Below are 21,270 nucleotides of genomic sequence, written 5' to 3'. Positions count from 1 at the left end.
ACAACGGTTGCACAAGACCCGCGGACGCGGTTTCCTCGTCATCCGGGAAGAAACACCGAACAGTTTCCGACAATGGAACCGGTGCGCGCGAGAATGCGGCACCCGGTCCAGCCCGCCCGGCCCGGACGACGTCACTCCCGGCGATTCCGCGGCCCGGCCGGCGCCTCCCACAACGGTGTCCTTCCCGTTGTCGGCACACCGCGCGACGGCCACGACGGGCCGACCACTCGATTCGCCCACGAAGTCCGCATGTTCGGAGAAGGTTTCACCGACGCCCGGACCGATCCTGGGAACGCCCGACCCCCGGCAGCCCGAGTACGACCAAGCTACTCACCGATATCCCCGGCAAGGAGCCCCGGATGGCCCACATCGGCGCCGACGAAGCACCCCGAAAGGGAGCCGACCCCGCTGCCGGGGCCGAGCCGGTGGCCACCTCGACACTGTTCGAGGGTCATTTTCCACGTCGCCGCGACACAATCGGCCCACTCGGCCACCCGGGTGGGACCGCGCTCGACGTCGTGCCGGACCCATTCCGGAAGGTCTCGCACGCGGGCACCCACCACAGTTCGACCTCGCGGGGCACCGCGAGCGCCGTCCGGACCGAGGGCACGAGGAAATCCCAAGACGCACTGGGGGTCTAGCACCATGTCGACAACGCTGGGATCGCTGCGCAGGCTCGTGATGGCGCCTTCGTTGCAGGAGGTGACGCTCGGCGCGCGCGGTTTCCCCGGCGCGTCGTCGGAGTACGCGCCCAAGCTGGACGCCATCCCGCAGTCGGTCGTCTGCGGTTTCGAGTGGGGCATCGACTCGCGCGACCAGGACGAGATCGTGCGCCGGCTCGGGTTCGTCGAGCCCGAGCTGCGCGGTTTCGCCTACGAGGGCGCGACGATGGCGTTCACCATCCGCGACGTGATGGGCCGGGGCACGCGGGCGCGCGACCTGCTCAACGGGCCGGGCGCGGAGCACCTGTTCGTCGCCTACATCGGCATCGGGTTCGCCATGAACCACCTGCCGCGCGCGCTGTGGCGCAAGGTCGTGCCGGACCTGGCCGGGTCGCCCTACCACCCGACCATGACGTGGCTCGCGGTCGACGGCTACGGCTTCGACCTGGCCTACTTCCATAGCCGCAAGTGGGTCGACGAGCAGCGCGTGCCCCCGGCCTACCCGTGGCAGGGCAGGCCCGACTACTTCCCGCGCGCCATCGACCAGGGCATCGGCCGGGCGCTGTGGTTCATCCACGGCGCCCAGAGCGAGGAGGTCGCGCGGGCGCTCGGCCGGTTCGACCCCGCTCGGCACGCCGACCTGTGGAGCGGTGTCGGCCTGGCGGCGACGTTCGCGGGCGGCGGCACGCCCGACGAGCTGGCCACGCTGCCCGCCGCCGCGGGCGAGCACCGCGCGGAGCTGGCGCTGGGCTCGGTCTTCGCGGTGAAAGCCCGGTTCCACGCCGGATTCGTCCCCGCGCACAGCGCGACCGCCATCGAAACGTTCGGGGGGATCACCCCCGAGGCCGCGTCGGAACTCGCCGACGCCACCGCGGTCGCACCCGACACCGAGGGCGCGGTACCGCCGTACGAGGTGTGGCGCAGCAGGATTCGTGCGCATTTCGCCGCAATGCGGACGCACCCCGCCGCATGATCGAAGGTTTAGCGGCGCGGATCCGCAAGCCTGAAGTAGCCGCGCCGAGTGCCGCGCTGCAACTATTTTCCCGTTCCTATCCGGTTGATCGTCGCCCGACGTTGGGGGGATGAATGTGAGTGCCCTGCGCGCCTTGCGGCGCCGATTACTGACTCCGAAGATATCCGACACGTTGATGGAGACCCGCGGGTTCAGGGTCAAGAACGAGGCCGGCAAGGAATTGCTGGAGACCGTCGGCCGGATGTTCATCGAGGGATACGCCGCCGCGGTCGAAGCCCGCCACCCGCGGGATGCCGAGGAAGCTCTCGAAAGGCTGCCGACGAGGTTCAAGGGTTTCGCCTACGAGGGCGCCGGAATGGGCCTCGCGATCCTGGACGGAATGCCCTTCGGCCACCGCCGGCACGTCGATCAGTTCCTGGAGGGGCGCGGCGGCGACCACGTCTACATGATCTACGTCGGGATCGGCTGGGCGATGGCCCGGCTGCCGCGGTTCCGGTGGCCCGCCGACTCGACGACGGACCCGCTGCTGCGCTGGCTGGTCCTCGACGGCTACGGGTTCCACCAGGCCTACTTCCACACCGACAAGTACGTCCACGGCCAGTACGTCGATCGCGACTTCCCGTGGCCGGGCTCGGGACCGCGGGCCTACACGAACCGCGCGCTGGACCAGGGCATCGGCCGCGCGATGTGGTTCGTCGGCGGCACCGACCCCGAGTACGTCGCGGACCTCATCGACGGGTTCGCCGAGCACCGCCGTGAAGACCTGTACTCCGGCGCGGGCCTGGCCGCCACCTACGCGGGCGGCGTCACCGAGGACGAGCTGCTGATGTTCCGGGAACGCTCCGGGCAGCACGCCGGGATGGTCGCGCAGGCCAGCGCGTTCGCCGCCGAGGCACGCGCGAAGGCGGGGAACATGGTTCCCCACACCGGACTGGCCACCCAGGTGTTCTGCGGCATGGAGCCCGAGAAGGCCGCGCGGGTCACACAGGACGTGCGTCCCGCGCCGCCGATCGTCGACGGCGCCGAGCCCGCGTTCGAGACGTGGCGGCGACGCATCGCCGCACAGTTCGTCCACCAGGAAGGAGTCGGCTCGTGAGCGGCACCATCGGCTGGCTGCGCAAGCAACTCCCCGGAATCATCGCGCTGGTGCTGGTAGCCGCCACCTTCTCGGTGGCGAGCCACCCCGAGTCGTCGGCGGCCGAGAAGCAGGAGTTGGCGTCGGGCTTCGGGTTCGCGCCGGCGAACATCGCCCTGCCCGGCGGCTACACCCAGCAGACGATCCGCAAGGTCAACAAGGACTACAAGCACATCGACGCGTGGATCTCGTCGGTCGGCTCCGCCATCGCCATGAACGACCTCGACGGCGACGGGCTGTCCAACGACATCTGCTTCGTGGACGTGCGCATCGACCAGGTGATCATCACCCCCGCGCCGGAGGCCGGGAAGACACCGCGGTACGCGCCGTTCGCGCTGAGCTCCGGCAGCCTGCCGGTGAACGACGTGATGGCGCCGATGGGCTGCGTCCCCGGTGACTTCAACGAAGACGGCGCGATGGACCTGCTGGTCTACCTGTGGGGCCGCACGCCGATCCTGCACCTGGCCAAGTCCGGCGAGGACGAGTTGACCGCCGACTCGTTCCAGGCCACCGAGCTGGTGCCGGGCGCGTCGAGCGGGCGCTACGCCGGGCCGGAGTGGAACACCAACTCCGCCACCGTGGCCGACTTCGACGGCGACGGGCACGACGACATCTTCATCGGCAACTACTTCCCGCACGGCCCCGTGCTCGACCCGAGCAAGGACACCGGCGTGGAGATGAACGCCTCGATGTCGGCGGCGCTCAACGGCGGTGAGGACTACGTCTTCGAGTGGACCGGTGGCACGGCGGGTGCCAACCCGACCGCCGCCTTCAAGCAGCACGACAACGCGATCCCGCACGACGCGTCCAAGGGCTGGGCCCTGGCGTCGAGCTCCAACGACGTCGACGGCGACCTGCTGCCCGAGCTGTACCTGGCGCACGACTTCGGTCCGGACCGCTTGCTGCACAACCGGTCCACCCCCGGCAAGTTCGAGTTCGCGATGGTCGAGGGTGAGCTCACGCCGTTCGAGCCGAAGTCCAAGAACGTCGGTATCGACTCGTTCAAGGGGATGGGCGTCGACTTCGGCGACCTCAACGCGGACGGCATCTACGACATGTACGTCAGCAACATCACCACCTCGTTCGGCATCGAGGAGAGCCACTTCGCGTTCATGAGCACCGGTGCGGACGTGAAGTCGGCCATGCGCGAGGGTGAGGCGCCGTGGGAGGACGAGAGCGGGCCGCTGCTGCTGGCCTGGTCCGGCTGGGGCTGGGACGTGAAGCTGTCCGACTTCGACAACAGCGGTGAGCTGGAAGTCGCCCAGGCGACCGGGTTCGTGAAGGGCGAGGTCAACCGCTGGCCCCAGCTGCAGGAGCTGGCGACGGCGAACGACGCCCTGCTGGCCAACCCGATGTGGTGGCCGGTCGTCACCGCCGGCGACGACGTGGGCGGCAGCCAGCGGTTCCACCTGTTCGTCAAGAACGCCGAGGGCCGCTACGACAACCTCTCACCGATGCTGGGCCTGGACATCCCCGTGCCCACCCGCGGCATCGCGACCGGTGACGTGGACGGCGACGGCCGGCTCGACATGGCGATCTCCCGGCAGTGGGAGGACCCGGTCTTCTACCACAACACCGGCAAGTCCTCCAACGAGTTCCTCGGCCTGCGGCTGACCCACGAGCAGGACGGCGACGACACCGTCGGCTCCCCCGTGATCGGCGCGCAGGTGACGATCAAGACCGCCGACGGGCGCACCCAGATCAACCGGGTCGACGGCGGCAGCGGCCACTCCGGCAAGCGCAGCCACGAAGTCCACTTCGGACTCGGCGAGCAGTCCGGACCGGTCGACGTGCACATCAAGTGGCGCGACCGCGACGGTTCGACCCACGAACAAGACCTGACACTGTCCGCGGGCTGGCACGACCTGCAGCTCGGCGACCAGGCCAAGGAGAAGTGACGGACATGGCTGAGACGCAACCGAGCCCGCCTCGGCACGATCCCAAGGTGGTCACCGCCCTCCGGCGGTTCGCCATCTCGATCACTATCTTCAACATCGTCGGCTACACGATCCTCGGGTTCGAGCAGCCGTGGCTGTGGCCGTTCATCGCGCTGGCCACCGGCTACATCGTGGAGATCTTCCTCGAGATCGTGGGCGCCAGGCAGGAGGGCCGCGCGCCGCGGTTCGCCGGCAACGGGTTCCGAGGGCTCATGGAGTTCCTCTACCCGGCGCACATCACGAGCCTCGCGATGAACATGCTCATCTACGTCAACGACAACGTGTGGGCGCTGATCTTCGGCGTCACCGTCGCCGTCGGCGCGAAGTGGGTGCTGCGAGTCCCGGTGCGCGGCCGGATGCGGCACTACATGAACCCGTCGAACTTCGGCATCGCGGTGATCCTGCTGGTGTTCCCGTGGGCGTCCATCGCGCCGCCCTACCACTTCACCGAGCACGTCGGGACCTTCGTCGACTGGTTGATCCCGGCGCTGATCCTCCTCGGCGGCACCATGCTCAACGGCATGCTGACCGGCCGGTTGTGGCTGATCATGGCGTGGCTCATCGGGTTCGTGCTCCAGGCGGTGGTCCGCGGCTTCCTGCTGGACGTCTCGATCCCCGCGGGCCTGGGCATGATGTCCGGTGTCGCGTTCGTGCTGTTCACCAACTACATGGTGACCGACCCGGGCACCAGCCCGTCGCGACCGCTGTCGCAGGTGGCCTTCGGTGGCGGTGTGGCGGCGGTGTACGGCGTGCTGATGGGCATGTCGATCCCCTACGGCATCTTCTTCGCCACGGCGATCGTGTGCCTCATCCGCGGCGGCTTCCTGTGGGCGCTGCACATCGTGGACAAGGCGCGTGCCGAGACCGCGGCCCAGCAGAAGGCGATGGCGGCGGCCGAGCAGCCGCCCGTCGAGCAGGCCACCGCTGACGCCTCCCTCAACGGGAACGGCGCGCCGAAGAAGACGGAGGTCGTGCCGACATGACCGGGACCGCGGCCGGCGTCCGGCGGACTCCTCCGGGACCTCCGCGCAGCGCGACGCTGGGCCTGCTCAAGAACTTGGTCGGTGACCGGTTGGAGCTGATGACGTCGGCCGCGGACCGGTACGGCGACGCGGTCCGGATGGCCATCGGGCCCAAGACGCTGTACTTCTTCAACCACCCCGAGCACGCGAAGCACGTCTTAGCGGACAACGCGGCGAACTACCACAAGGGCATCGGCCTGGTGCACGCCCGCCGCGCACTCGGCGACGGGCTGCTCACCAGCGAGGGCGAGCTGTGGCGCAAGCAGCGCAAGGCGACGCAGCCCGCGTTCCAGCACAAGCGGATCGCGCAGCAGGCGGGCGCGGTGGCCGAGTCGGCGGGCAGGCTCGTCGACCGGCTCCGCGCCGGGGTCAACGGCACGCCGCTGAACCTGATGGAGGAGATGACCGGTCTGACGCTGGACGTCCTCGGTCGGACGCTCTTATCGGAGGACCTGTCGGAGTTCGAGCAGGTCGGGCACGCCTTCGAGGCCGTGCAGGACCAGGCGATGTTCGAGATGGTGTCGATGAGCGCGGTGCCCATGTGGGTGCCGCTCCCCCACCAGCTGCGGTTCCGCAAGGCGCGCAAGGAGTTGCGCCGGGTCGTCGACGAGTTGGCGGCCCGGCGGGTGGCGAACGGCCACGCCGACGGCGACGACGTGCTCTCGCGCGTCATGGCGTCGACCGCCGAGGAGGCCGACCCCGCGTTCGGCCGGCAGCGGCTGCACGACGAGCTGGTGACGGTGATGCTGGCCGGGCACGAGACGACGGCCAGCACGCTGGGCTGGACGTTCCACCTGCTGGACCGGCACCCGGAGATCAAGGAGCGGGTCCGCGCCGAGGCGCAGTCCGTGCTCGGCGACCGGCTGCCGACGTACGAGGACCTGCACGGCCTTCGCTACACGACGATGGTCGTGGAGGAGGTCATGCGGCTGTACCCGCCGGTGTGGATCCTGCCCCGTGCGGCGCAGGCCGACGACGAGGTGGGCGGCTACTTCGTGCCGAAGGGCGCGGACGTGCTGATCTGCCCGTACACCCTGCACCGGCACCCGGCGTTCTGGGACCAGCCCGACCGGTTCGACCCGGAGCGGTTCAACCCGACCGCCACGCACAACCGGCCTCGCTACGCCTACATCCCCTTCGGCGCCGGACCCCGGTTCTGCGTCGGCAACCACCTGGGGATGATGGAGGCCACGTTCACCATCGCCATGATCGCCCGTGAGCTGGACCTGCGCACGGTGCCCGATTTCGAGGTGGTGCCGGAGCCGATGCTGTCGCTGAGGATCCGGGGCGGTCTGCCGATGACCGTGCACGCCGTCGCGTAACACCCCCGCACACCGTCAGGGCCGCCCCGGAAGGGGCGGCCCTGGCTGTGTGTCCGTGGTCTGTTCGGTTGTGTTCGGTCGCAGCGGTTCCGCCCACCCGTTCAGGAGGCGGCGCCCGCCCCCAGCGCGACCGTGCGCACGTCCAGCAGCGCCAGCAGGACCGGTGGGTCCAGGACGCAGCTGGGGCGCAGGGCGAGGTCGGCGTGCCGGACCGGCACACCGGGTCGGATGGTGATCGGCCCGGACGAGGCGACCGCCAGCGCCTGGTCGTCGGCGAAGGGGCTGTCGACCATCACCGACTCACGGCCCAGCGCCACGGAGTGCGCGAGCAGGTGCCACGTGCCCGGCGGTACCGAGGTGAGCACGTAGGGACCCGGGCGGCTGAGCACGGAGCACCTGATCGGCGCGCCCTGCGGGATGCCGTCCGGGAAGAGGCCGATGAAGATCAGCCCCGGCGTGCCGCAGGCCGGGGCGAAGATCTCGCCCTGCACGGTGGCCGTGCGCGTGTTGCCCGCACGCCGTGCCATCGGGATGTGCGGTGCGAAGCCGCCCAGCTGGCGGTAGGTCGTCGGCGAGACGCCGACGCTGTTCCGGAAACGGGAGCTGAACGTGCCGACGCTCGTGTAGCCGACCCGGTGGCTGATGTCGGTCACGGTCAGCGACGTGGACACCAGCAGGCGCTTGGCTTCCTGCAATCGGACGGCGGCCAGGAACCGACCCGGCGACACCCCGGTCACCCTCTGGAACGCCCGCGAGAAGTGGAACTTGCTGTAATTCGCGGTGCGGGCCATGTCGTCGAGGGTGAATTGGTCGCCTATGTTCTCGCGCATGAAGTCGATTACCCGGCCCACTGCTCGCTCGAGCACTTCGCCCACTACGACCCCCATATCGTAGAGATTGCCGACAGAGGTGGAACGCCAACTTCGACCACGGCCGGCCCACCGGCAAGGGAGATAGGGCCGCAGTCCATCGGGTTCCGATGGCGCGAAGCCTTCGGTGAACCCCAGAAAAATCCCCAGTCGTCACCCTGATTCTTGCAAACTACATGGCCCCCACAGCCTGCGCAAGGCTCGCGAACCACCTCCGCATGATCGCCGACGGGACACCGAAACGATCTTGCCACAGCATGTTTCAAGGCACTTCAGGGCACTGGATGCATAAGCACCCCGACGACGATCGGGTGAACATCCCACCATCCGCCGCCCCGACAAATGCGCACGGCCGCCCCAGTAGCCCGGTCAGCCGGTCCCGCGCACCTTCCGACGGCCGTACGACAAGTAGCGCCATCGGCCCAGCAGCCGCCGGCAAGTGCCCTAGCGAGATTATCAAGGCAACCACGGAGAAGCATCTTTTAGTGCCCCGGTCGGACCATGGTGAGAACGACGGGGCGACAGCTTCGGCGCATTCCAGGAGTCGGCCGCGCATGTCTTCGGGTGTCCGGTCGACCCATTCTTCGCCAACCCGGAGGAAGGATCACCCGTGCAATTGGACACCGCACCGGATCGCGCCGTACGGACCATGACACTGGAGGCGTTCGCGGACACCATCGTGCCGGGGGCGAAGCGCTCGCCGGACGACCGCGCGATCGCGGGAGCCAGCGAGGGTGGCGGCGCGGTGGTCGCCGGCGCCGTCGAACTCCTGGAGACACCGGCCGCCGGCGTCGCGGAGGGGCTGGACAGCCTCACCCAGATGCTCAACGGGCACGCCCGCGACTACGCGGCCGAGCACGGCCTGGAGCTGGACGAGGACGTGCCGCCGTTCGTGGCGCTGGCGTTCGAGCACCGGACGGCGCTCGTCTCCCGGCTCGTCGCGCCCGGCCACCCGGAGAAGGACGGCTGGGTGGCGTTGACGCTGTTCAGCAACATGGCCTTCGACACCGGCGCGCACATGCACACGCTCGACGCCATCGCCGCGGGTCACCCCGGTCTGAAGGCGATGAAGTTCTCCATGCCGGACGCCGACGGCCTCTGGCGGTTCCCCGCCTTCACGTACGGCAGGGCGCTCGCTCGCAAGCACCCGGACACCACGCCGTCCGGGAACCCCGCCTGACCCCGTCCGCAACGTTCTGCCGCGCCCGTCAGGCCCGGCGATTGGAGTTTCCATGACGAGCACAGAGAGCACCGACGTCCTCATCGTCGGCAGCGGGTTCGGCGGCGCCATCGCCGCCTACCACCTCGCCGCGGGCGGTGCCAAGGTCACCGTGCTGGAACGAGGCCCCTGGCTCGAGGGCAAGGACTTCGAGCACGACTACTTGATGGGCTCCTCGTACACGCGGATCTTCGACTTCGTCGTCGGCAACGGCATGAGCCTGCTCGGCGGCAACTGCGTCGGCGGCGGCAGCGTCGTGTACTTCGCCGCCATGCCCCGCGCGCCGCGGTTCGTCTTCGAGCGCAAGGGCAGCATCGGTCGGCGCATGTGGCCCGGCGCCATCAACCGCGACACGCTCGACCCCTGGTACGACAAGGTCAGCGAGGCGCTGCCGGTCACCAAGCAGGACTGGGACCAGGTGAGCTACTCGGGCGGGCTGTTCGCCGCGGCGTGCGACCACGCCGGCCGCACCGCCAACCCGGTGCCGGTCGCCATCGACACCAAGCTCTGCACCAACTGCAACTGGATGATGGCGGGCTGCAAGTTCGACGCCAAGCGGTCCCTGCTGCTCAACTACCTGCCCGCGGCGATCGCGCACGGCGCCGAGATCCGGCCGATGCACGAGGTGCAGAAGCTGGTCCGCACGGCGGACGGCGGCTACCGCGTGAGCTACAACGTCATCCACGACGTGGACTACCGGGTGAGCATCGGCCAGGGCGAGATCGAGGCCAAGATCGTGATCCTGGCGGCGGGCGCGGGCGCCACGCCGGTGATCCTCCAGCGCTCGGAGGACACGCTCGGCAAGATGCCGCACGCCGTCGGCCGGTACTTCTCCGGCAACGGCGAGCGGTTGAACACGGCGATCATCGACGAGGACAAGGCCCGCGACCTGCTCGGCCTGTCGCGCGAGGACGACCTGTCCTACGCGGCGAACCAGATCGGCAAGGGCCCGACCGTCGCGAGCTGGGACAACCTGGACCCCTCGCTGCCCGAGTTCTCGCGGTTCTGCCTGGAGCAGCTGTACTTCCCGCCCGGCTTCGGCACCATCCTGGCGCAGACCCCGGACGCGCTGCCCGGGTCGCCCACGTGGTTCGGCGCGGAGAAGAAGAAGATCGTCGAGAAGTGGCAGTCCTGGCTGACGATCTTCTCGATGACCGAGGACGACAACGAGGGCGTGTTCGGCGCGCCCCCGCCCACCGGCAACTCGGTCCGCATCTCCCAGCAGATGCTGGGTCGGGGGCCGATCACCTACAACCCGACCGAGAACACCCTGTTCGGCTGGCGTCAGGCGGACGCGGCGGTCAAGTCGATCATGGAGAAGGACGGCCTGTCGAAGGTCATGCCGTGGACCAACGACGTGGTGGGCGCGTACACGGTCCACCCGCTGGCGTCCTGCCGCATCGGCGACGACCCGGAGACCTCCGCGCTGGACGACCGGCACGAGCTGCGCGGGCACCCGGGCATCTTCGTGACCGACGGCGCGGCCGTGCCGGGCGCCCTGACGGTGAACCCGGCGCTGACCATCGCCGCGTTGGCCGAGCGCGCGATGCCGGGCATCGTGCGGGCGTTGCAGGAGCGCGGGGTCGACGTGAAGTACGGCGCCCCGTCGCCGGACGGCGAGACCGCTGGTCGGCGCGGTGTGAAGAACCTGCTGCCGGACCTGGTGCACGACTGAGTCGCCGGTGGAACCCGGTCGCGAGGGACTCCCTCGCGGCCGGGTACCGCTGTGCCCGGGTCCGGTCGAGCCGCCGCTCACGGTCTTCCCGCACGAGGTGGTCGCGCTCCGGTCGTCGCGCGACCGGCCATCGTCGCGAAGGGCCACCCGCGCCGGCCATCTCCACACGTGCGCAGCGACGGGTCGGCAGACGTCCGAGCAGTCCGGAAGAAGGTTTCCGGGGTGATCGGCGAGAGCATCTACGCGTGACCACACCGCGCATGGGCACCGCGCAGCGCCGGGCGCTCACCGCCTCGCGTCGTCCATCGTCGCGCTCGACGCGGTGGTGGCCGGGCGACCGGTTCGGGCGTCGGCACGTCCTCGTCGTCGGACCGGTCCGCGATCAGGGGTTCTCGGTGACCGGGCTGACGCCGGGCCCCGCGATGGCGAGGCCGACCGCGCACCGGTCGATCGCCGTCGCAGTCGCAACCCGGGGAATCGAGCAGGCGTCGGTTGTGCTCGCCGCGCCGCGCGTCCCGACCGGCCTGTTCGGCATCACGAAGCGCGGTGCTCGTGGCGTTCGGCGGCCTGCGCTCCGCCTGCCGGCTCGGTGCGCCGGGCGCGGCGCGTCCGGCGCCGACCGTGAAACCTCACACCAGCTAGGGAGATTCCGATGGGCAGGATCGTCCGCACCGCGCTGCGCCGTTCCCTGAAGCAGATCCGTCACGTCGAGCCGGTGAAGCCGAGCGCGGCGACCGGCCTGGTGGCGGTCGTGTACTCCGACGTCGAGGCCGATTTCGGCATGCTCGCGCCGCCGGTCGCGCTGCACTCCCCCGCGCCGGTCGCCCTGGCCGCGACCTGGTCGTTGCTGCGGGAGACGCTGGTGGCGTCGGGGCACGCGTCGCGCGCGGTGAAGGAGGCGGTCGCGGCGGCCGTGTCGCGCTCGAACACCTGCCCCTACTGCGTCTCCATCCACACCGCGACCCTCGAGGACCTCACCCCGACCACGTTCGCGGACGTCGAGGCGTGGGCGAGCGGGTCCGGTGCGGTGCGGCCGTTCCCGGCGGAGCAGCTGCCCGAGCTGCTCGGCGTCGTGGTGGCGTTCCACTACCTCAACCGCGTGGTGAACGTCTTCCTGGGCGACTCGCCGCTGCCGGCCAACGCGCCCGCGCCCGCCCGCAAGTTCCTGGGGAAGTTCATGGGCACGAGCGCGCGCAAGGACTACCCGCCGGGCCGGTCGCTGCGGCTGCTGGCGGAAGCGCCGCGGCCGGACGACCTCGCCTGGTCGTCCGGGAACCCGGTCATCGCCGACGCGCTCGGCCGGATCGCGGCGGCGTTCGACGCCGGTGGCGAGCGGGCGTTGTCGCAGCCCGCGCGGGACCTGGTGCTCGACCGGATCGCCGCGTGGGACGGCACACCACCGGGCTTGAGCCGCGCTTGGGTCACCGAGGCGGTGGCCGGCCTGCCCGCCGAGGACCGGCCGGGCGCGACCCTGGCGCTGCTCGTGGCGATCGCGTCCTACCAGGTCGACGACGACACCGTGGCCGCGTTCGGCGGGGACGACCGGCGGCTGGTCGAGCTGGTGTCCTGGGCCGGCTTCACGGCTGCCCGGCGGATGGCGGGGCTGCTGCACCGCGCGACGGAGGTGTGAGGTGCAACGACCGTGGCGGGCGCTGGTGGTCCTGTGCCTGGCGAACTTCCTGATCCTGCTCGACACCACCATCGTCAACACCGCCGCGCCGGACATCATGACGAGCATCGACGCGGGCATCGACGAGGTGCTGTGGGTGCTCAACGGCTACCTGCTGGCGTTCGCGTCGCTGCTGATCGTGTTCGGCCGGGTCGGCGACCTGGTCGGGCCGCGTGCGGTGTTCGTCGCCGGCCTCGCCGTCTTCACCGTCGCGTCGGTCCTCTGTGGACTGGCCACGTCGCCGGGTCTGCTCATCGGCGCGCGGGTGTTGCAGGGCGTCGGCGCGGCGGCGCTGACACCGCAGGCGTTGACGTTGATCTCCGGCATCTTCCCCGCCGAGCGGCGGGGCGCGGCGTTCGGGATCTTCACCGCGGTGGCGGGTGTCGCGGCGGTGAGCGGGCCGACGGTGGGCGGGCTCGTCGTCACGGCGTTCGGCTGGCAGGCGGTGTTCCTGCTCAACATCCCGTTCGGCGTGCTCGGCGTGGTGCTGGCGCTGAAGTTCGTGCCGGACCTGCGCGCCGGGCGACCGCACCGGTTCGACGTGGTCGGCGTCGTCCTCGCCACCGGCGCGCTCCTGGCGCTGGTGTACGCGCTCGTCGAGGGGCAGCGGCACGACTGGGGCGTGATCACGGGTGTGCTGAGCATCCCGGCGGTGCTCGTCCTGAGCGCGGTGCTGGGTGTCGCGTTCGTGCTGTGGGAACGGCGGCAGCGCGAGGCGCTGGTGCCGCTGGACCTGTTCCGCGACCGCAACTACTCCATCGCCACCGGCATCACGCTCATCTCGTCGTTCGCGGTGTACGGGTTGATGCTGGTGTTCGTCATCGAGACGCAGACCCTGCTCGGCATGAGCCCGCTGATGTCCGGGGTGACGGCACTGCCGTGGACGCTCCTGCTGAGCGCCGTGGCGCCGGTCGGCGGGCGGCTGGCCGACCGGATCGGGGGCCGACTGCCCCTGACGGTCGGCATGGTGCTGTTCGCGGCCGGCGTGCTCGGGGTGGCGTTCGTGCCGGACGCCACGTCGACGCCCGTCACGTTCATCGTGCCGATGCTGCTCATCGGCGTCGGCATGGGACTGGCGCTGGCACCCGCCACCACCGAGGCCATGCGCGGCATCCCACCCGAACGCGCGGGCACCGCCTCCGGGGTGCTCAACACCGCCCGGCAGACCGGGGCCGCGCTCGGTGCGGCGGTCGTCGGCGCGGTGCTGCAGAACCGGCTCGTGGCGGCGTTGCGGGAGGAGACCGCGGCGCTGTCCACCCGGTTGCCCGAGCAGGTCCGGCCCCGGTTCCTCGACGCGTTCGAGGAGGCCGCCGCGCACGGGCTGCGGCTGGGCGCCGGCCAGCAGGGCGGGGTGGCGACCCCCGCCGACCTCCCACCGGACCAGGCGGAGCTGTTCGGCGCCCTGGCGCGGGAGGCGTTCGGCACCGCCTTCGTGTCCGCCAGCCGTCCGGCGCTGGCCGTCGCGGCGGGGGCGATCCTGTTCGGTGGGCTGCTGGCCCTCGGGATCAAGTCCCGCGCCGCCGCGCCCGCACCCGTTTCGCCGGTTCGACGGTGAATTCCCCGTGGGGCAGAATAGGCATTCTCACGAGCCGGCCGACCGAATCGACTCCGGAACGGAATCAGCGAGTGACCGAACGTAGCCGAATCACCCGCGCGACCAATTTTCCACCAATGGGATTTCCGCTCCTCACGTGGGAATAGGTGATCAAGAGGCGGACGCCGGTCAGCCGCTCCTCGACGGCGACATCGAGACGGCGGTCACCCCGACTGAGACATAAGGCCAGGTCACACCGCATAGACACGGCGGTCCGGCACGGTTGCGGAGGTCCCGCCCGGTTCTCCGAGCGGGACCTCTCGTCGTACGCGGGCCCGGCGAGAGCGGGAGTCGCGCACAGTCCTTTACGGCAACTCAGCACTTTCGAACAAGCGGCCGTGTGGGGCATTTCCTACGCTGTTCCCCCCTGGGGTTTCGTCATTTCTTTCGACGGTTTCCCCCCGGGAAAAGGGGGAAGGAGAAGCGCATGTACGACTACGTGATCGTCGGCGCCGGTTCGGCGGGGTGCGTGCTCGCGGCACGGTTGTCCGAGGACCCGGACGTCAAGGTGTGCCTGGTGGAGGCGGGGCCGGCGGACACCTCGCCGACCGTGCACGTGCCCGCCGCGTTCGGCAAGCTCTTCCGCACCCGGGTCGACTGGGACCTCGACACCCACGGCGAGCCGAACCTCAACGGTCGCCGGATCTACCTGCCGCGCGGCCGGGTGCTCGGCGGCTCGAGCTCCATCAACGCGATGATCTACATCCGCGGCAACCGCCTCGACTACGACGGCTGGGGCCAGCCGGGCTGGTCCTACGACGAGCTGCTGCCGTACTTCATCCGCTCCGAGGACAACGAGCGCGGCGCGTCGGAGTTCCACGGCGTCGGCGGGCCGATGACGGTGGCGGACGGCCGGTCCCGCAACGTGATGTCCACGGCGTTCGTCGAAGCCGCGATCCAGGCCGGCTACCCGACCAACGACGACTTCAACGGCGCCGAGCAGGACGGGTTCGGCCTGTACCAGGTGAACCAGCGCGACGGAAAGCGGTGCAGCGCCGCGGTTGCCTTCCTGCACCCGGCGATGTCGCGGCCGAACCTGACCGTGGAGACCAACGTCGAGGTGCACCGGGTCAGTTTCGACGGCGACCGGGCGACCGGCGTCATCGGTTCGCGCCTGGACGAGGAGCTGGTGATCCGAGCCGAGCGCGAGGTCATCGTCTCGGCGGGCGCCTACAACTCGCCGCACCTGCTCCAGCTGTCGGGCATCGGCCCGGCGGAGTTGCTGCGGGCGTTGGAGGTCCCGGTCGTCCTGGACCAGCCGGAGGTCGGGCGGAACCTGCAGGACCACCCGCACGTCATGCTGGTGTTCGCCCACTCCCAGCCGGTGAGCCTGCTCATCGCGAGCGACCCGAAGTACGGGCAGGAGTTCGTGGAGCACGGCACCGGTCCGCTGACGTCCAACATCGGCGAGGCGGGCGGCTTCTTCCGGTCCGAGGACGGGTTGCCGGCGCCGGACATGCAGTTCATCGCCGGTCCGGTGATGTTCGCCGACGGCGGCCTGGGGATGCCGACCGACCACGCGATCTCCTTCGGCGCGTGCCTGCTGACGCCGCGCAGCCGGGGCAGCGTGACCATCGCGTCCGACGACCCGACGGCCAAGGCGAAGATCCGGCACAACTACTACGACGACGACGCCGACCTGCGCGCGATGGTCGAGGGCGTGCGGCGGGGTCTGGAGATCTCGCGGCAGCGGTCGCTGGCGCCCTACACCGAGCGGCAGGTGGGCGGGCCCGAGTCCGAGTCCGACGCAGACCTGCGCGAGCACGTCCGCCGGGCGACGCAGACGGAGTTCCACCCGGTGGGCACGTGCGCGATGGGCACCGTGGTCGACGCCGAACTGCGCGTCCGGGGTGTCGAAGGACTCCGGGTGGTGGACGCCTCCGTGATGCCGACCGTGATCCGCGGCAACACCAACGCGCCCACGATCGCCATCGCGGAGAAGGCCGCCGACCTGATCCTCGGCCGCCAACCGCTCGCCCCGGCCGCGGTGGTCAGCGCGTCGACCGCGTGACACCGGGCGGCGCTTCCCCGCTTCGCAGGCGTGGGAAGCGCCGCCCGCGGTCCCCGGCCCGTTCCGGCGGACTGCCGCCGTCGTGCTTCCCGGACAGGGGCGGTCAGGCCACCACGGCGGGCTTCGGGAGGGGGAACAGGCCGAGGAAGCGCTCCACGCGCTCCCGGCTGCCGGTGACCTTGATGTCACCCTCCTCGATCGCCTCGGACAGCCCCCGCCCGCTCCAGATCAACGCGTTGAGCGTCGCCGGGTCGGTCTCGATCACGGCCTGCGGGTGGTCCAGCTCGCCGCGCGTGATCCAGATCCGGTCCACGGACAGCTGCACGCGGAACGAGTCCTCGCCCAACCGCAGCACCAGGTCGGCGGTGAAGCCGTCGGCGCGGCCGGGGTCGAACAGCGTCTTCAGCGCGAGCATCAGCGAGTCCACGCTGATCGTGGCGTCGTGCCGCAACGACGGCGACCGGCCGCCCCAGCGCCCGAGCGAGGTGATGACGGGCTCCAGCTCCCGGCCCCACGCGGTCAGCTCGTAGACCCAGGCGGCGGCGGGCGGCGGCAGCTTGCGGCGGCGCACCACGCCGAACTCCTCCAGCTCGCGCAGCCGGTGCGACAGCACGTTGGGGCTCGCTCCCGGCATGCCGGTGCGCAGGTCGGTGAACCGCTTCGGGCCGAACAGCAACTCGCGCACGATCAGCAATGCCCAGCGCTCTCCCACCAAGTCGAGGGCGTGAGCCGTCGCGCACCCGTCATCGTACTTGCGCTTGGTCGCCATAACGGCATCCTACCAGCGGAAGTCCTCCAGACAGGGTGCGTGGTTGTCTTTTAGGACTAGCGGCTAGTAGGGTGCAACCGAGCGGGTTGTTTTCAGGACTGACAGCCCCTGGGGAGCGGATGTCCAGCCAGCGGAGCGACCAGTCACCACCGGCACCACCCTCGTCCGACCCACCGGATCGATCTCCGGCCCGGGCGCGACGCCGGCCTGCCTCGGCGGTCGACGCCCTCGTCCCGGAGGACTCCGCGGTCGGGGGGGGGGGGGGCGCCCCCCCCCGCCGCCCCCCCCCCCCCCCCCGCGACCGGACGCCCGCAACCCGCGGTCCCCGTCGCGACCGCGTTCGCGGCGTCGGATCCGCTCGCCGCGTCACCGCTCCCGAGGGCAACCCCTCGCCCACCGGGAGCGGACGCGGGCACGGAGGTGGCGTTCGCGTCCACACAGGACTGACGGCCGCCGCCGGGCGCCGCGCGGGTGGGCCGGGGCACGGCCCGCCCACGCGGCGTCATGTCAGAACACCACCGAGAGGAACTGCATGAGCAACCACGTGATCCAGTACACGGCCGACAGCAAGGAGAAGGCGGACGAGAACCAGGAGCTGGTCGAGCGGATCTACACCGAGCTCGAGGCCCAGGACCCGGGCGGCATCCGGTACGCGACCTTCCGGCTCGAGGACGGCGTGACGTTCGTGCACATCGTCGTCCACGAGACCGACGACAACCCGCTGGACGGCATCTCCGCGTTCGCCGACTTCATGAAGGACTTCGGCGACCGCGTCAGCAGCCCGCCTTCGTTCAACGAAGCGACGATCGTCGGTTCCTACCGGTTCACCGGGTAAGGGAGCCGAGCGCGGACGTCGGCTCGCCTCCACCCGCGCCGGACGGGGCGAGCCGACGTTCCGCACCACCGCCCGGACCACTCGGGCGTCCTCGCAAGGTCGTTCTCACCCTGGGCAGGTGCACCCGTGGCGAGCAAGCGCAAGTACGAGGAGAGCTGTCCGGCCGCCCACGCGCTCGACCTCGTCGGTGAGCGGTGGGCGCTGCTGGTGGTCCGCGAGCTGCTGTTCGGCCCCAAGAGGTTCACCGACCTGCGCGCCGGGATACCGGGCGCGAGCCCGGACGTGCTGTCCCAACGCCTGCGGCAGTTGGAGCGCGCCGGCGTGGTCCGGCGGCGCAGGCTGCTGCGGTCCGCGTCGACGCGGGTGTACGACCTGACCGCCTGGGGCCGCGAGCTGGAGCCGGTGATCGTCGGTTTCGGCCGGTGGGGCGGGCGGTCGCCGGGGCTCGACCGGCGCGCCGCCATCGGCGCCGACGCCGTGATGCTGGCGTTCAAGAGCCTGTTCGAGCCGCGACTGGCCGCCGGGCTCGCCGTCGACGTGTCCGTCCGGGTCGGCGGCGACGAGTTCCGGGTCTCCGTGGCCGACGGCGCCATCGCCGTGGACCGGGACGACGCCGCGGTCGCGGTCGCCGTGGTCGTGACCGATCCCGGGTCGCTGCACGAAGTCGTGTGGGGCGCACGGCGGCTGGAAGACGCCGAAGCGGCCGGCGAGGTCGCCGTGCAGGGCGACCGCGACGGGTTCGTGCGGCTGCTCGCGGTGCTGGACCCACCCGAACCGGCCGTGGTCGAGGGCCGCAGGGGAAACGCCGCACCCCGCACGTAGACGTCGCGCCGGCGACTACGCGCGCCGCTCAACGCAGCCCGGCGAAGAACTCCCGGATGTCGCCGACGAGCAGGTCGGGCGCCTCCATGGCCGCGAAGTGGCCGCCGCGACCGAACTCGGACCAGTGCACGACGGTGTGCTCGACCTCGACGGTCCGCCGGATCGACACGTCGAGGGGGAAGACCGCGACCCCGGTCGGCACGGTGGAACGGGCGCTCGCGCCCCACGCCCCGGCGTGCGCGGTCTCGTAGTAGCTGTTGGCCGACGACCCGGCGGTGCCCGTCAGCCAGTACAGCATCACGTTGGTGAGCAACCGGTCCCGGTCCACCGCGTCCTCGGGCAGCTCGGCGGCCGGATCGGTCCACTCCTTGAACTTCTCCACGATCCACGCCAGCTGCCCGACCGGCGAGTCGTGCAGCCCGTGCGCCAGGGTCTGCGGCCGGGTGATCTGGATGCTCACGTAGCCGGACTGCTCGGTGGTCAGGTACTGCAGGTGCGCCAGCCGCGCCCGTTCGGCCTCGGTCAGCTCCCCCACCTCGTCCGGGTCGACGGCGGTGAACGCGGCGAGCCCGTTCGCGTGCACCCCGACGACCTTGTCGGGGTTGAGCCTGCCGAGACCGGGCGAGACGACCGCGCCGGTGTCGCCGCCCTGCGCGCCGTAGCGGTCGTAGCCGAGCCGGTCCATCAGCTCGGCGAACGCCCTGGTGACCCGAGCGGTGTCCCAGCCGGCCTCACGGGTCGGCCCGGAGAAGCCGCTGCCGGGGATCGACGGGACCACCAGGTGGAACGCGTCCGCCGGGTCGCCGCCGTGCGCCCGCGGGTCGGTCAGCGGGCCGATGACGTCCAGGAACTCCGCGACCGAGCCGGGCCAGCCGTGGGTCATGATCAACGGCAACGCGTCCGGCTCGGGCGAGCGCACGTGCAGGAAGTGGACGTTCTGCCCGTCGATCTCGGTAATGAACTGCGGGTGGGAGTTCAGCTCCCGCTCGTGGACGCGCCAGTCGTAGCCGTCGCGCCAGTACTCGGCCAGCCCCTTGAGGTAGGCCACCGGCACCCCGCGGCTCCAGCCGACGTCGGGCAGGTCCGCCGCCCACCGGGTCCGGGCGAGCCGGTCCCGCAGGTCGTCCAGGTCGGCTTGGGGAACGTCGATCGTGAAGGGGCGGATCCCGCTGTTGTGCTCCATGCCGAGAACCCTAGGAACCGGCTAGGTCAGGTTCGGTCCTAGCCGGCTGGCACACTTCCGGACCATGTGGGAAACCTCGGCCCGGCTGCTGCGCCTGCTCTCGCTGTTGCAGACCCGGCGCGACTGGTCCGGCGCGGAACTGGCCGAGCGGTTGGGGATCACCCCGCGCACCGTGCGGCGCGACATCGAGCGGCTGCGCGGCCTCGGCTACCCCGTGGACGCCACCGCGGGCGTCGCCGGCTACCGGCTCGGCCCCGGCGCGGACCTGCCGCCGCTGCTGCTCGACGACGACGAAGCCGTCGCGGTCGCGATGGGCCTGCGCACGGCTGCCGGCGGTTCGATCACGGGCGTCGAGGAGACCTCGGTGCGCGCGCTGGCGAAGCTCGAACAGGTGCTCCCGTCACGCCTCCGCCACCGGATCAACGCCCTGCGCTCGATGACGGTGCCGATGGCCAACGCCGGCCCGACCGTCGACCCCGGCGTCCTCACCGCCATCGCCGCCGCGTGCCGCGACTCGGTGCGCCTGCGCTTCGACTACCGCGCCCACGACGGGACGGCCGGCGTCCGCACGACCGAGCCGCACCGGCTGGTGCACTCGGGTCGGCGGTGGTACCTCGTCGGCTGGGACGTCGACCGCGAGGACTGGCGCACCTACCGCGTGGACCGCCTCGACCCGCGCACGCCCACCGGACCCCGGTTCACCCCGCGCACCCCGCCGGCGGAGGACCTCGGCGGCTACACCTCGCGGGGGATCTCCACCTCGGCCTACCGCTACCAGGCCCGGTTCACCCTGCACGTCAGCGCCGAGACCGCGGCGGAGCGGATCGCGCCCACCACCGGGGCGCTGGAGCCGATCGACGAGCGCAGCTGCACCCTCCGCGCCGGGTCCGACTCGCTGGACGAACTGGCCATCCACGTGACCACCAAGGGGTTCGACTTCCAAGTGCACGAACCACCCGAGCTGGTCGAGCACATCAGGACGCTGGCGGCCCGGCTCTCCGCCGCGACGGACTAGCCCCGGAAGTCCCGGATCTCCTCTTCGGTGCGGCGGGTAGCCATCTCCATGAACCGCAGCAGCGTCGCGAGCTCCGCGTCGTCGAACGCCTCGACGTCACGGCGGTGCCGCTCGTTGAGGCCGTCGTACAGCCCGCCGATCCGCGCCACGGCGTCGGGGTCCGGTTCGATGAGCACCTTGCGCCGGTCGCGCTCGTCCGGCACGCGGCGCGCGAAACCGGCCCGCACCAGGCGGTCGATCATCCGCGAGGCCGAGCCGCTGGTGAGGTTGACGCGCCTGGCCAGCTCGCCGGCGGTGGCGGGGCCGTGATTAGCGAGCACGTACAGCGCCTGGAGGTCCGTCCAGGGCACGCCGAGGCGTTCGGCGATCATCCCGTTGAGCTGGATCACCGGGATCTGCCACCGGGCGACGGCCCGCAGGACTTCCGACCGCGCGTCGTCAGGCGTCTGGCTCATCCCGCTCGCTCCACCCGGCCAGCATACTGCACCGCGCAGCCGATGCACGACACAGCTTCTGTGTTGCGCAGTATCTGCGTCGTGCAGCTATATTGGGTGTCGT

The 21,270-nt window shown here is 70.9% G+C and carries 17 protein-coding genes; 13 read left to right on the top strand and 4 right to left on the bottom strand.

Annotation, left to right across the window (positions count from 1 at the left end):
• The first annotated feature begins 645 nt into the window (after positions 1–645).
• The 5 genes from LNK82_RS04000 to LNK82_RS03980 all read left to right on the top strand — a co-directional run bounded on the left by LNK82_RS04000 (position 646) and on the right by LNK82_RS03980 (position 7,051).
• Positions 646–1,635 (top strand): DUF1702 family protein, encoded by a 990-nt coding sequence (locus tag LNK82_RS04000; protein WP_230565547.1) that lies wholly within the window; start codon positions 646–648, stop codon positions 1,633–1,635.
• A 109-nt stretch (positions 1,636–1,744) separates the two neighbouring features.
• A complete protein-coding gene (locus LNK82_RS03995) occupies positions 1,745–2,731 on the top strand; it encodes a DUF1702 family protein (RefSeq protein ID WP_230565546.1) in 987 nt (328 codons plus the stop codon).
• A complete protein-coding gene (locus tag LNK82_RS03990) occupies positions 2,728–4,668 on the top strand; it encodes a CRTAC1 family protein (RefSeq protein ID WP_230565545.1) in 1,941 nt (646 codons plus the stop codon). The genes LNK82_RS03995 and LNK82_RS03990 overlap by 4 nt, the downstream gene beginning before the upstream one ends.
• Positions 4,669–4,673: 5 nt before the next feature.
• Entirely contained in the window at positions 4,674–5,690 is a 1,017-nt protein-coding gene (locus tag LNK82_RS03985; RefSeq protein ID WP_230565544.1) for an enediyne biosynthesis protein, read from the top strand.
• Complete coding sequence (locus LNK82_RS03980) at positions 5,687–7,051, top strand: cytochrome P450 (RefSeq protein ID WP_230565543.1); 1,365 nt, start codon at positions 5,687–5,689, stop codon at positions 7,049–7,051. The genes LNK82_RS03985 and LNK82_RS03980 overlap by 4 nt, the downstream gene beginning before the upstream one ends.
• 101 nt (positions 7,052–7,152) lie before the next feature.
• Here the strand turns inward: LNK82_RS03980 and LNK82_RS03975 are convergent, their stop codons facing one another.
• Positions 7,153–7,881: a helix-turn-helix transcriptional regulator gene (locus LNK82_RS03975; protein ID WP_230565542.1), complete on the bottom strand. Its 729-nt coding sequence runs from the start codon at positions 7,879–7,881 to the stop codon at positions 7,153–7,155.
• A 688-nt stretch (positions 7,882–8,569) separates the two neighbouring features.
• Here LNK82_RS03975 and LNK82_RS03970 point away from each other — a divergent pair.
• The 5 genes from LNK82_RS03970 (at position 8,570) to LNK82_RS03950 (ending at position 16,088) form a co-directional block, all read left to right on the top strand.
• Positions 8,570–9,100, top strand: a complete 531-nt coding sequence (locus LNK82_RS03970) for a DUF5987 family protein (protein ID WP_230565541.1) — start codon at positions 8,570–8,572, stop codon at positions 9,098–9,100.
• A 52-nt stretch (positions 9,101–9,152) separates the two neighbouring features.
• On the top strand, positions 9,153–10,814 hold the full coding sequence (locus LNK82_RS03965) for an FAD-dependent oxidoreductase (protein WP_230565540.1): 1,662 nt from the start codon (positions 9,153–9,155) through the stop codon (positions 10,812–10,814).
• Between the two features lie 652 nt (positions 10,815–11,466).
• Positions 11,467–12,444: a carboxymuconolactone decarboxylase family protein gene (locus LNK82_RS03960; protein ID WP_230565539.1), complete on the top strand. Its 978-nt coding sequence runs from the start codon at positions 11,467–11,469 to the stop codon at positions 12,442–12,444.
• Between the two features lies 1 nt (position 12,445).
• Complete coding sequence (locus LNK82_RS03955; RefSeq protein ID WP_230565538.1) at positions 12,446–14,038, top strand: DHA2 family efflux MFS transporter permease subunit; 1,593 nt, start codon at positions 12,446–12,448, stop codon at positions 14,036–14,038.
• Between the two features lie 466 nt (positions 14,039–14,504).
• Positions 14,505–16,088: a GMC family oxidoreductase gene (locus LNK82_RS03950; RefSeq protein ID WP_230565537.1), complete on the top strand. Its 1,584-nt coding sequence runs from the start codon at positions 14,505–14,507 to the stop codon at positions 16,086–16,088.
• 103 nt (positions 16,089–16,191) lie between these two features.
• On the opposite strand, the gene LNK82_RS03945 is transcribed toward LNK82_RS03950, so the two are convergent.
• Positions 16,192–16,857: a winged helix-turn-helix transcriptional regulator gene (locus LNK82_RS03945; protein ID WP_230565536.1), complete on the bottom strand. Its 666-nt coding sequence runs from the start codon at positions 16,855–16,857 to the stop codon at positions 16,192–16,194.
• Between the two features lie 532 nt (positions 16,858–17,389).
• Here LNK82_RS03945 and LNK82_RS03940 point away from each other — a divergent pair.
• Together LNK82_RS03940 and LNK82_RS03935 are read left to right on the top strand one after the other, a co-directional pair.
• Positions 17,390–17,692, top strand: a complete 303-nt coding sequence (locus LNK82_RS03940) for a hypothetical protein (RefSeq protein WP_230565535.1) — start codon at positions 17,390–17,392, stop codon at positions 17,690–17,692.
• Between the two features lie 126 nt (positions 17,693–17,818).
• On the top strand, positions 17,819–18,514 hold the full coding sequence (locus LNK82_RS03935; protein WP_230565534.1) for a winged helix-turn-helix transcriptional regulator: 696 nt from the start codon (positions 17,819–17,821) through the stop codon (positions 18,512–18,514).
• A 28-nt stretch (positions 18,515–18,542) separates the two neighbouring features.
• Here LNK82_RS03935 and LNK82_RS03930 read toward each other — a convergent pair whose 3' ends face one another.
• The gene (locus LNK82_RS03930; RefSeq protein ID WP_230565533.1) at positions 18,543–19,697 is read right to left on the bottom strand and encodes an epoxide hydrolase family protein; all 1,155 of its coding nucleotides are present in this window, start codon (positions 19,695–19,697) and stop codon (positions 18,543–18,545) included.
• Positions 19,698–19,761: 64 nt separating this feature from the next.
• Here LNK82_RS03930 and LNK82_RS03925 point away from each other — a divergent pair, with 64 nt between their 5' ends.
• Entirely contained in the window at positions 19,762–20,712 is a 951-nt protein-coding gene (locus tag LNK82_RS03925) for a helix-turn-helix transcriptional regulator (RefSeq protein ID WP_230565532.1), read from the top strand.
• Here LNK82_RS03925 and LNK82_RS03920 read toward each other — a convergent pair.
• Positions 20,709–21,167: a MarR family winged helix-turn-helix transcriptional regulator gene (locus tag LNK82_RS03920; protein ID WP_230565531.1), complete on the bottom strand. Its 459-nt coding sequence runs from the start codon at positions 21,165–21,167 to the stop codon at positions 20,709–20,711. The two genes, LNK82_RS03925 and LNK82_RS03920, sit on opposite strands and share 4 nt — an antisense overlap.
• Positions 21,168–21,270 lie beyond the last annotated feature (103 nt).

Source organism: Saccharothrix luteola (assembly GCF_020859565.1).
Classification (GTDB): Bacteria; Actinomycetota; Actinomycetes; order Mycobacteriales; family Pseudonocardiaceae; genus Actinosynnema; species Actinosynnema luteola.
The sequence above is the reverse complement of the archived record's forward strand: the minus strand, read 5'-3'. Positions and strand labels throughout refer to the sequence as shown.

Bases quoted from the DNA above. Each gene is read 5' to 3' on its own strand.
- LNK82_RS03925 (WP_230565532.1), top strand. From the start codon at position 19,762: ATGTGGGAAACCTCGGCCCGGCTGCTGCGCCTGCTCTCGCTGTTGCAG.
- LNK82_RS03920 (WP_230565531.1), bottom strand. From the start codon at position 21,167: ATGAGCCAGACGCCTGACGACGCGCGGTCGGAAGTCCTGCGGGCCGTC.
- LNK82_RS03980 (WP_230565543.1), top strand. From the start codon at position 5,687: ATGACCGGGACCGCGGCCGGCGTCCGGCGGACTCCTCCGGGACCTCCG.
- LNK82_RS04000 (WP_230565547.1), top strand. From the start codon at position 646: ATGTCGACAACGCTGGGATCGCTGCGCAGGCTCGTGATGGCGCCTTCG.
- LNK82_RS03985 (WP_230565544.1), top strand. From the start codon at position 4,674: ATGGCTGAGACGCAACCGAGCCCGCCTCGGCACGATCCCAAGGTGGTC.
- LNK82_RS03945 (WP_230565536.1), bottom strand. From the start codon at position 16,857: ATGGCGACCAAGCGCAAGTACGATGACGGGTGCGCGACGGCTCACGCC.
- LNK82_RS03940 (WP_230565535.1), top strand. From the start codon at position 17,390: ATGAGCAACCACGTGATCCAGTACACGGCCGACAGCAAGGAGAAGGCG.
- LNK82_RS03970 (WP_230565541.1), top strand. From the start codon at position 8,570: ATGACACTGGAGGCGTTCGCGGACACCATCGTGCCGGGGGCGAAGCGC.
- LNK82_RS03950 (WP_230565537.1), top strand. From the start codon at position 14,505: ATGTACGACTACGTGATCGTCGGCGCCGGTTCGGCGGGGTGCGTGCTC.
- LNK82_RS03975 (WP_230565542.1), bottom strand. From the start codon at position 7,881: ATGCGCGAGAACATAGGCGACCAATTCACCCTCGACGACATGGCCCGC.
- LNK82_RS03995 (WP_230565546.1), top strand. From the start codon at position 1,745: ATGAATGTGAGTGCCCTGCGCGCCTTGCGGCGCCGATTACTGACTCCG.
- LNK82_RS03930 (WP_230565533.1), bottom strand. From the start codon at position 19,697: ATGGAGCACAACAGCGGGATCCGCCCCTTCACGATCGACGTTCCCCAA.
- LNK82_RS03960 (WP_230565539.1), top strand. From the start codon at position 11,467: ATGGGCAGGATCGTCCGCACCGCGCTGCGCCGTTCCCTGAAGCAGATC.
- LNK82_RS03965 (WP_230565540.1), top strand. From the start codon at position 9,153: ATGACGAGCACAGAGAGCACCGACGTCCTCATCGTCGGCAGCGGGTTC.